At 61.1% G+C, this 9,941-nt stretch carries 9 protein-coding genes and 1 pseudogene; 9 read left to right on the top strand and 1 reads right to left on the bottom strand.

The features are described from left to right. The first annotated feature begins 187 nt into the window (after window positions 1-187). The 5 genes and pseudogenes from O7A60_RS30010 to O7A60_RS29990 all read left to right on the top strand — a co-directional run bounded on the left by O7A60_RS30010 (window position 188) and on the right by O7A60_RS29990 (window position 3,620). Window positions 188-1,192, top strand: coding sequence for a DMT family transporter (locus O7A60_RS30010; protein WP_337109299.1), 1,005 nt, complete (start codon window positions 188-190; stop codon window positions 1,190-1,192). A 70-nt stretch (window positions 1,193-1,262) separates the two neighbouring features. Beyond that, on the top strand, window positions 1,263-2,051 hold the full coding sequence (locus O7A60_RS30005; RefSeq protein WP_415926874.1) for a DUF1194 domain-containing protein: 789 nt from the start codon (window positions 1,263-1,265) through the stop codon (window positions 2,049-2,051). Between the two features lie 77 nt (window positions 2,052-2,128). Then, window positions 2,129-2,581, top strand: coding sequence for a YybH family protein (locus O7A60_RS30000; RefSeq protein ID WP_337109298.1), 453 nt, complete (start codon window positions 2,129-2,131; stop codon window positions 2,579-2,581). Window positions 2,582-2,757: 176 nt separating this feature from the next. Further along, window positions 2,758-2,985 (top strand): annotated as a pseudogene (locus O7A60_RS29995) (XRE family transcriptional regulator); the annotation flags it as partial. A gap of 377 nt (window positions 2,986-3,362) precedes the next feature. After that, window positions 3,363-3,620, top strand: a complete 258-nt coding sequence (locus O7A60_RS29990) for an RES domain-containing protein (protein WP_337109297.1) — start codon at window positions 3,363-3,365, stop codon at window positions 3,618-3,620. A 394-nt stretch (window positions 3,621-4,014) separates the two neighbouring features. Here the strand turns inward: O7A60_RS29990 and O7A60_RS29985 are convergent, their stop codons facing one another. Then, window positions 4,015-5,064: a GlxA family transcriptional regulator gene (locus tag O7A60_RS29985; RefSeq protein WP_337109296.1), complete on the bottom strand. Its 1,050-nt coding sequence runs from the start codon at window positions 5,062-5,064 to the stop codon at window positions 4,015-4,017. Between the two features lie 199 nt (window positions 5,065-5,263). Here O7A60_RS29985 and O7A60_RS29980 point away from each other — a divergent pair, with 199 nt between their 5' ends. From O7A60_RS29980 to O7A60_RS29965, 4 genes are all read left to right on the top strand, one after another. Continuing rightward, window positions 5,264-6,604, top strand: coding sequence for an extracellular solute-binding protein (locus O7A60_RS29980; protein ID WP_337109295.1), 1,341 nt, complete (start codon window positions 5,264-5,266; stop codon window positions 6,602-6,604). Between the two features lie 101 nt (window positions 6,605-6,705). Beyond that, window positions 6,706-7,608: a carbohydrate ABC transporter permease gene (locus tag O7A60_RS29975; RefSeq protein WP_337109294.1), complete on the top strand. Its 903-nt coding sequence runs from the start codon at window positions 6,706-6,708 to the stop codon at window positions 7,606-7,608. Beyond that, window positions 7,605-8,474, top strand: coding sequence for a carbohydrate ABC transporter permease (locus O7A60_RS29970; protein WP_337109293.1), 870 nt, complete (start codon window positions 7,605-7,607; stop codon window positions 8,472-8,474). Before O7A60_RS29975 ends, O7A60_RS29970 begins: the two co-directional genes overlap by 4 nt. Beyond that, entirely contained in the window at window positions 8,471-9,940 is a 1,470-nt protein-coding gene (locus O7A60_RS29965) for an aldehyde dehydrogenase family protein (RefSeq protein WP_337109292.1), read from the top strand. Before O7A60_RS29970 ends, O7A60_RS29965 begins: the two co-directional genes overlap by 4 nt. Window position 9,941: the final 1 nt, after the last annotated feature.

Raw genomic sequence — 9,941 nt, 5'->3', positions numbered from 1 at the left:
GAGTTTTTTTCGGCTCATGACCCATTTGGGTCATGAGCCGTTCTGTTGGAGCAGTTATTCTTCTCTATTAATCGCCCGGCTGAAGAGGGAGCGCCATGACGGCTGCTCTGACGATTTCCGGCCCGACAACAGAAGCTTTTGCTGAAACAACTGAACCTAGCCAGGTTCCGGCTCCGGGGGGCGGCGGATGTCGAAGCTCACAGCCAACCTACTGCTCCTGTTCGCCGCCGCTCTGTGGGGGTTCGGGAACGTGGCGCAAAAGACGGTGCTCGATCATCTCGATGCGCTGAGTGCCGTCGGCCTGCGCTGCATGGTCGGCGGGCTGCTCGTGCTGCCCTTTGTCCTGACCGAACGGCGGCAACCTGCCGGCGCCGCCCATTTTTCCAGCCTGGCCCGGGTGGTTGCGCTGTTTGCCGTCTCCATCATGCTGCAGCAGTTCTGCTATCTCGGTGCCACCGTCACCAATGCAAGCTTCATGATCAGCACAGCAACGGTGATAACGCCTTTGGCCGCCTGGCTGCTGGTGGGGGAGCGTCCGACAGCAGGGCTCGTGGTTGCCGCCGGGTCGACCGTCGTCGGCTGCCTGTTTCTTTCGGGTGGGGTCGCCGGTTTCAGCGGCGGCGATCTCACCGCCCTCCTATCAGCCGGCTGTTATTCGCTCTGGGCGGTCGAACTCGCGCGACATATGCATGCCCATGCCCGTCCCTTCACGGCCGCGGCCGCGCAGTTCCTGGCCACCGCCGCACTCGCCCTTCCGCTCGGAGCGATGCAAGGCAACCTGTCATTCAGCGCGGCTTCCGAGGCTGGACCTGAACTGGTGGTGCTCGGGGTTTTCTCAACGGCGATCGCCTTCGGCATACAGATTGCCGCCCTGCGCTTCACATCGGCCAGCCATGCCGCCGTGATTGTCAGCGCCGAAAGCATCTTCGGTGCCCTCGGTGCGGCGATCTTCCTTGGCGAACAGTGTTCAGCGGTAGGAGCGCTGGGTGCGGCGATCATCCTCGGCTCGATCCTGTCGGTTGCGATATCGACCCCAGCTCCGGTGCGCCCTACCTCTCGACCCGACGCTGGCGCTTCCGACGCACCGATCCACGGCTTTGCCGGCGCACCGGTAGGCTGGGGGCTCTCGTCGGTAACCCCCACCGCCGCGCCTAGCCGCAATGGCATCGCTTCGAACGCGATCCGCCAGTGAGATGGAGTGCAACATGCTTCGATGTCTCGATGAACAATTGAATTCCCGAACAAACGCTGCCTCCCCGCGGGTGGGCGGCAGTTTGCCGCCTCCGAGGGGTCGACTAGGCACAGGGCGAAAGCGGTCCGGTCCTTGGCTGAGACTGGCGGTCTTTTCAGCTGCGACATTTTGCGGTGCGGCGGCACATGCCGCCGACGCCAATATCGCAGTAACGAACGTCGATGTTGCTATCGTGTTCGCCGTGGATTTCTCGTCCTCGATCGACCCCAGGACCGCAGACTTGCAGCGCGAGGGGCACGCGGCGGCGCTCACGTCGCCCAAAATCATCAGCGCCATCTCCGAGAATCATATCGGCTGCATCGCCGTAGCCTATTTTGAATGGGCAAGCGCCGGTCACGCTCGCACTGTGCTGCCCTGGACCCGCATCTGCGGATTGGAAGACGCCAAAGCAGCCGCGGCAGTGATCAGAAGGAGCGGCGACACGGGCTATATTCGTCGCGGGCGGGGCGGAACATCGGTTTCGGCGGCCATCGACGTAGGAAGTCTTATGCTTGATCGGTTTCCTGGAAATGCAACGAGGAAGGTGATCGACATTTCTTCCAACGGCGAGAACAACGACGGGCTTCCCGTTCAGCCGAGCAGGGAGAGCGCCATTGCCAAGGGACACACTATCAACGCGATAGCGATTCCACCGAGCGACGAGGACCCCAAGCAACCGCTGGCAACCTACTTTGCCCGGTCCGTCATCGGCGGCTCCCGGGCTTTCGTGATATCGCCGGCGGGGCCTGGCGATTACACAGCTGCCCTTCGCCGCAAGCTGGTCATCGAGGTCAGCATGAACGTACTCTCTCGCCTTTGATTGCCAAAGCGGAAGAACCGGAGAGGGGTGTGTACCTCAAAGGGTATAACTAAGACGCCGAAACACGGGAGAATGAAATGACTGTCAAACATTGTCTTTTGGTCGCCGTTGTCACGTCGCTTTGCCTCGGATCTGCCCAGGCCCAGTCTGCGAAAGAAGCCATTAAAGCCGCTAATGCCGAGTTCGTGAAAGCGTACAATAGTAAGGATGCGGCCGGGGTCGCGTCGAAGTACACGGATGATGCGGCCGCATTCCCTCCAGATATGGTGCGAGTCGACGGCCGCCAGAATATCCAAAGGCTGTGGCAGGGCGCGATCGACATGGGCATATCGGAGCTCATGCTCACCACGCTTGAGGTTCAGGAAAGCGGAGATTTCGCATACGAGTCCGGGACTTTCTCTCTCAAGGCCCCGGGCAAGGATTCGAAGCTGGTGGATGCCGCCGGGAAATATGTGGTGGTCTGGAAGAAAGGACAGGACGGCAGCTGGAAACTCTACCGGGACATATGGAACTCCGATCCAGGAAAATGAAGGTTAGCATGGCGGGTGGCCTCATGAATCATAGGTCTCTAATTCGTGGAGTTCATTTGCAACTCGGTGCCTGCGGGGCACTGGCCGGAGGAGCACATGGCGAAACTCACTTTAGATCAATAGCATTCTGGAATGCCTATGTGGCTGCCTATCGTGCCGGCGACGCTAAAACGTAAAGGCAGAGCGGCCAGCTTCTGGGCCTCGAAGGGGCCAAGCGTGGTTTTCGCTTTCCGGTTTGGCAGCTCGACGCCGATGGTAGACCTTATGCCGAACTCGCAGCGCTTCATGAGCGATTGGGAGGGGCGTGGGCGGTCTATCGCTTTCTAGTCCAGCCGCACGGGGAGCTCGAAGGGCTGACAGCACGTGATGCCCTGGAGCGAGGTAGTACGAAGGCTCCTCCTTGAAGTTGCCAAAAGGGTCGGCCGATGGCGAAAGTACTGCCGCCTAAGGGCTTTACGGATCAAGACTTCAGATTCATACGGTACTGGCCGGACGTAAGTTCGGCCGAATCTACATGGATCGTTATCCTGACCCTCTCGGCTTCGGGAAAACGCCGAGCCGATTCAGTGATCCGAGGCCGCACATTCCTGAAAACAGGTTTGGCGTTATCTGGGCGACACCATCAAGGTCTGCTTTCTCGAGGCAGTGCTACGTGATCAGCGCGACGGCGCAGTCGGCGACCTGCCGATCGAGGAAAGGGAACTCTTTGCGCGCAGTTATGCCGAGATTGAGATTATCACCCCACTCAAGATGGTCGATTGCGCGACGACCGGGCCGTGTCATGGGTGTTCCGACCGATGTAGCGAAAGCAGCCAATCAGACTCTGGCGCGCGCTTGGTCGGTGGCTTTCCCCTGCCACCCCGAAGAGCCGGACGGCATCATCTATCCGTCCCGACTTAACGGGCACACGAACTTGGCCGTGTTCGACCACGGCATCGTGAAGCTGAGCGCGATCCGGGTGATGCAACTGGTCGCTGCACCAGGATTGACCGCCGTGTTGAACGATCTGCAGGTCAGCATCGTCGAGCCCGATCCATAATGGCGGGTTTGCGCGGGCGCGTTCTCTCCATGACCCAAGACTAAATTATCCGGGCCCGGCTAGCATTTGGGCCCAAGCCTGATAGCTTAGCTATTTGTTGCCGCGGAAGCGGGATCGACGTTCGCCTTTTGTACTCCGAAGGTCGCATAATTGGCAGTCTGAATCTGGGCGGGTTGTAAACCTGACAGCATGGAGTTGGGGTGGCGGTCCGTTTCACGAAACCGATTTCGTGAATAGCTATCGCGGTCAAGTCTGCGGCCTGATCACCGGTGCATCGGACGATGGTCCGAGCGGTATCGCGACCTATTCCAAGGTCGGCACCCACTCGGCTATCTTCAGCATGCCCCTGATGTTGTCTTCCAGGAGATCAGTGCGCGCACGGTTGCGTTGAGGCTCATCGCTTGTTGGAACGCGGCGGCTCAGACATGCGTACGATTTCGGGCCTGACCGTTAACTGCATCTCGCGGAAGGCTCGGCGGAAGGCGAGCGGCGACTGGCCGAACTGCGCCGTGAAGGAACGCGTGAATACAGATGGATAGGAGAAGCCGCACGTCACAGCGACATCCTTGATTTCGCGATCCTCGTAGAATAGCAAACTGCGCGCCGATTGCAGACGGGTGCGAAGATAGAGTTGGTTTGGCGTCTGGTTGAAGTGGCGCAGGCAATAGCGCTCCAACGTCCGCACCGAAATGCTGAGTTGTTTGGCCAGCGCCTTGGGCGGAAGCGGGAAGTCCAGATTCTCCTCCATCAGCGCAACGATCTTTCGCGACAGAGACGGGCGCGCTTCATCGAACTCGCTGTCGTCGGTCCTCTGCGGATGGCGGCCCTCGCGCGGCTTGTGGATCAGCGCATTGGCCACCTCGCCGGCCATGATCGTGCCGCGTAGACGGCCGATCAGGTCGAGCATCATATCGAGGGTCGCGACGCCGCCTGCGCAGAAGGCAAGCTGGCGGTCGATCGAATAGATCTGATTCTTGGTCCCCGCTTGCGGAAAATGGTCAAGATAGGACGACACGGCTTCCCAATGCACGACGGCCTCGCGCTCGCCGGAAAGGCCGGCCGCCGCAATCGCGAAGGCGCCGGTGTCCACACCTACGATCATTGAACCGTGGCGGTACGCATTGCGCAGTGCTCCACGGACACCTGCCGAAATATTCTGCGTCGGCAGATTTCCCTCCAGGACCACAACGAAGTCGCATCTGGGAAAGTTCGCAAGGTCGTGATTTGCCGACACCCACATGCCGTTGCTCGCGCGCACGGATACGCCGCCGTCTGAAATCACGATCCATTCGAACAGATCCTGTCCGCTGTTCTGGTTTGCGATGCGCAGCGCCTCCGTCGCCATGACGTAGGCGTTCATTGGGAATTCCGGCTGCAGCAGGAATGCGAAGCGGGGGCGGCGGCTTGAGGCGGCTGCAATGACAGAGTTCTGGTCGGAAGCCATGCTGCATTACCAAAAAAATTGAGATGCGACGCCACGGGTAAATTATGTGACGCTGCAGATCAACTACCCTGACCGCGATTGGCCAACAGTACGACTACGCCAACAATGCGTCCTCGGACGGTCGAGGCGAGGGAACATAGAAAAATAAGCTCTAACAGAGCGTGGCGGGCGCCTAGCGCATGCCGCGTGGGAGGTTGTCATGGATTTGACTTCATTGAACAAATCGACTTTTGCTCTGAACCGCCGGACACTTCTGAGGTCGGCCGCGGCAGCTGGGGTAGGGCTTGCCGTTCCGCACATCTGGACTGGTCGCGCCTCGGCCGCCAGCCCGATCGAGATCGTGCATTGGAGCTGGCTATCGGCTTCGGACGGCGAGGTGTGGGCCAAGATGATCACCGCCTTCAACGATGCGCACAAGGACAAGGGCGTCCAGATCCGCATGGAGGTGGTCCCCGAGGAGCAATATGTAACCAAGGTGCTCGCGGCCGCGGCAACGGGCAAGGCACCAGACTTCGGCTGGGGCACGGCGGGCAAGTCGGCCCAGCTGGCGCGCGACGAGGTCATCATACCGCTTGATGATCTCATCGCCAGTTCGGGTCTCGACCTCGCCGACTTCAGCGCATCGTCGATCACGGCCTCGCGCTACCCGAAATACGACAACAAGGTCTTCATGATCCCCATGGACCTGATGAGCCTTCAGCCTGAGATCAATCTCGATCATGTCAAGGAAGCGGGCCTCGACGCCAGCAAGCCGCCGATGGATGGCGATACACTGCTGGAATGGGCGAAGGCCATGACCAAGCGCGAAGGCGACAAGGTCACGCGTTCGGGGATCATGATGACCGGTTCCGGCGTTCAGCCCACCGTCACATGGGGCATTGTCGCGGAACAGATGGGTTTCCAGCGCGCCAGTGACGATCTGAAGACCGCGTGCGTCAATCCCGAGGCCGGCAAGGCGGCAATGCAATGGGTGCTCGACCTTTTCGACAAGCACAAGGTTTCGACCCGCGACGTCACCGACCGCTACAAGGCTTTCGGAACGGGGCAGGGCTCGATCTTCTGGACCGGCCCGTGGACGCTCAACGGTTATGTCGCGCAGAAACTGCCGTTCAAGACGGTGCTATTCCCCAAGATAGGCGCCAAGCATGTCACCTATTTCGAGATGGGTGGCCTGGAATTCTACAAGCAGGCTGACCCGGGTCGCCACGAGGCAACGATGGCGGCCGTCAAATGGCTATCGGACAACAGCTTCCTGTGGACGACGGTCGGGCGCGGCGCCTCTCCGCGCAAATCGATCCTGGGGCGTCCGGACTACAAGACCGCCGGCAGCCCCTGGGACATTCGCGGCGCCTTCGTGGATGGAATGAGCTTTGCTACCGTCGGCGAGATCCCGGTGGTGAACGGCCCGAACTTCACGATCTACTCAGGCGGAAATTTCCTCGCCAAGACGCTCGAGGGCGTATGGTCGGGACAGACGACGATCGACGCCGCGATGCAGCAGATCCAGGCGCAGTGGCAATCGGACCTGGACGAAGGCTGATCCCGGGATAGCTTCCCGGGACCCTGGCGGATCCCTTACCCGTCGCGCCGACACCCGCGACGGGCACCGCGCGAGCATTGCCGCAAGATGGACAGATCGACATGACAACGGCAATCCTGCAAGGCCACGGCAACTTCGGAGCCGAGCGCCACCCGACCGATCGCGCGGGTTATCTGCTCGTTGCTTTCTTCGCGCTGCCGTTTTTCCTGTTCAACATCCTTCCGGTGCTGTTCGGCGTCTATGTCTCGTTCACGCGCTGGAGCATTGTTGGCGCGCCAAAATGGGTGGGGCTCGACAATTTTCACAAGGCGTTTGCCGACCAGTGGGTGGCAGTCGCCTTCAAGAACGTCTTTCTCTATGGCCTCATCATCGTGCCCTGCGTGACTGGGCTCGGCTTGCTATTCGCGCTTTACGTGAACAAGCGCTATCCGCTGTCGGGTTTGGCGCGCACGCTCTTTTTCGCGCCCACGGTCGTATCTGCGACGGTGATCGGGCTTGTATGGGTCTGGATGCTCGACACCCAGTATGGGCTCGTCAACTACTACCTGTCCTTTCTCGGTTTCGACGACATCCCCTGGCTCACCTCCACGCGCTGGTCGCTGGTCGGCGTCAGCATCGCTTCGGTCTGGTGGGACCTGGGCCTTGCCTTCGTGCTGTTCCTGGCTGCCTTGCAGGATATTCCAGGCGAGATCATTGACGCGGCGCGGGTGGACGGCGCCAACCGCTGGCAGCGGTTCAAGCATGTGATCCTGCCGCATCTGCGACCCGTCATCAGCATGGTGGTGACGCTGCAGTTGATCTCGACGCTGCGCATCTTTAGCCAGGTCTACGTCATGACCAATGGGGGGCCGGCCAGTTCGTCGTCGTCGCCGATCCACTACATCTACAATCTCGCGATCGTCAGAAACCTGTTCGGTTATGCGGCCGCGGTTTCCCTCATGCTGTTTGCCTTGATCCTCGCGATTACCGCAGCCCAGCGCTTTCTCCTCAGCGAGCGCGCATGATGACCGCCTGGATCGACGAAAAGCTCGAGGCGCGCGGACTGGAGCGAGCGGATTTGCTCATCTGGCCGCTCGGCCTGGCCGTTGCCGGGCTCTGGTCATTGCCCTTCGTGTGGATGGTTTCGACGTCCTTCAAGTTTCCAGGCGATGTCATGACCAAGGACATCGAATGGCTCCCGCACCGGATCACCCTGAACAACTATATCAAGGTCTTCGACTATCCTGTCATACGCTGGGGCTTCAACAGCGTGGTGCAGGCGACGGTCTCGACCTTCCTCTGCGTGCTCTTCGGCGCGATGGCTGGCTACGCCTTGGCGCGCATGCGGTTTCCCGGCCGGGACACGCTGTTCTACATCTTCCTCGCCTCGCTGATGATACCCACCGAGGTTTCGGTGATCCCGCTGCTACTCGGCTTTGTCAAAATCGGCTGGGCAAGCAGCTACCAGGCCCTCATCCTGCCATCGATCGGCAATGTCTTCAGCGTCTACATCTTCCGGCAGTTCTTCATGTCGTTCCCCAAGGAACTCGAGGAGGCTGCGAAAATGGACGGTGCGGGACCGTTCAACCTCTTCTTCCGCATTGCACTGCCGCTGGCACGGGCACCGGCGATCGCGGCTTCGGTCATCATCTTTACCCTGAACTGGAACAACTTCCTGTGGCCTCTCCTCGTCACCTTCGATGAGTCGATGAAGACGCTTCCGGTCGGCGTCGCCGCCTTCACACCGGTGGTCGGAACGCAAACCCAGATCGAGGGCTATAGCGTCGCCATGGCCGCAGTGACGATCCTGAGCATCCCGAGCCTGCTGCTGTTCTGTTTCCTGCAGCGCTATTTCATCCAAGGTCTTTCCCAGGGCAGCGTGAAACAATGACGGTACGAACCTATTCCCGCACCGATCTCATCGACCCGCTGCCAAGTCGGCATTTCATCGACGGCAGGTGGCGAGAATCCGCCGATGGCCGGACCTTCGAAACGATCGATCCCAGCACGGAAGCGGTGTTGGCGGTCGTGGCGCGCGGCGCAGCCGGCGATATCGATGCCGCGGTCAGGGCCGCGCACCGCGCGCTGCATGGAGACTGGCGCGGCTTGAGCCCGGCCGAACGCGGTCGGTTGCTCTTCGAACTGGCGGATTTGCTGGAGACGGATGCCGAGCGATTTGCATTGCTCGAAACGCTCGATGTCGGCAAGCCGGTCAAGGAGGCGCTCGGCGACATCAGGGGCGTGTGCGCGACGCTGCGCTACAATGCCGGCGCCGCCGACAAGATGGAGGGGGCGACGATTCCGCTCGGCCGCGACGTCGTCGACTTCACCATGCTGGAGCCGATCGGCGTGACCGGCCATATCGTACCCTGGAATTATCCCCTGGGCATGGTCGCGCGCTCCGTGGCGCCGGCACTTGCCGCCGGCTGCACGGTTGTGATCAAGCCCGCCGAGCAATCACCGCTCACGGCGCTGGCCTTCGCCGAGCTCTGCCAGCGGGCAGGATTGCCCGATGGCGTGGTGAATGTCGTGGCGGGCTTCGGCGAGGATGCCGGGGCGGCGCTCGTCTCACATCCCCTGGTGCGCGGCGTCACCTTCACCGGCTCGGTCGAAACCGGGCGCAAGATCTATGCTGGCGCGGCACAGGGGCTGAAGCCAGTGGTGCTAGAACTCGGTGGCAAGAACCCGATGGTGGTGTTCGAGGATGCCGATCTGGAGAGGGCCGCTCTCGATGCGCTTGACGGCGCTTTCGGCAACAGCGGCCAGGTGTGCTCGTCATCATCGCGATTCTTGCTGCATCGATCGATCCGCGAGGAATTCCTCGATCGGCTGGCGGCGGGCGCGGCCAAGCTGACCGTCGGACGGGGCCTCGACAATTGCGATCTCGGACCGCTGGTCTCGAAGGAGCAAAATGCCAAGGTACGATCCTACCTCGACCAGGGTCGGGCGTCGGGCGCGACGGTGCGGCTTGGTGGCGGCCGTCCGAAAGGGCTCGAGACCGGATATTTCATCGAGCCGACCATTTTTGACGGCGTCGATCCGGCCAGCGCACTGGCCCGCGAAGAGATCTTCGGTCCCGTCGCCGTGGCGCTGTCCTTCGATACCGCCGACGAGGCGCTCGCCATGACCAACGGCCTCGGCTTCGGGCTCGTCGCCGGCGTCTACAGCCGTGACATCTCGCGCGCCCTGACATTCGCCCGCGACGTCGAGGCAGGCTCGGTCTGGATAAACGGCTGGTTCATCGGCGGCGTGCAGGCCCCGACCGGTGGCATCAAGGAAAGCGGAGTCGGCCGTGAGCGTGGACTGCCCGGCATCCGCAACTATCTCAGCATCAAGAACATCGGCATCCGACTGTAGG

This window comes from Mesorhizobium salmacidum (SeqCode) (assembly GCF_037179605.1).
In the GTDB taxonomy this organism is placed as follows: domain Bacteria; phylum Pseudomonadota; class Alphaproteobacteria; order Rhizobiales; family Rhizobiaceae; genus Mesorhizobium; species Mesorhizobium salmacidum.
Note: the sequence above shows the minus strand (reverse complement) of the source record. Positions and strands in the feature narration are given on the sequence as shown.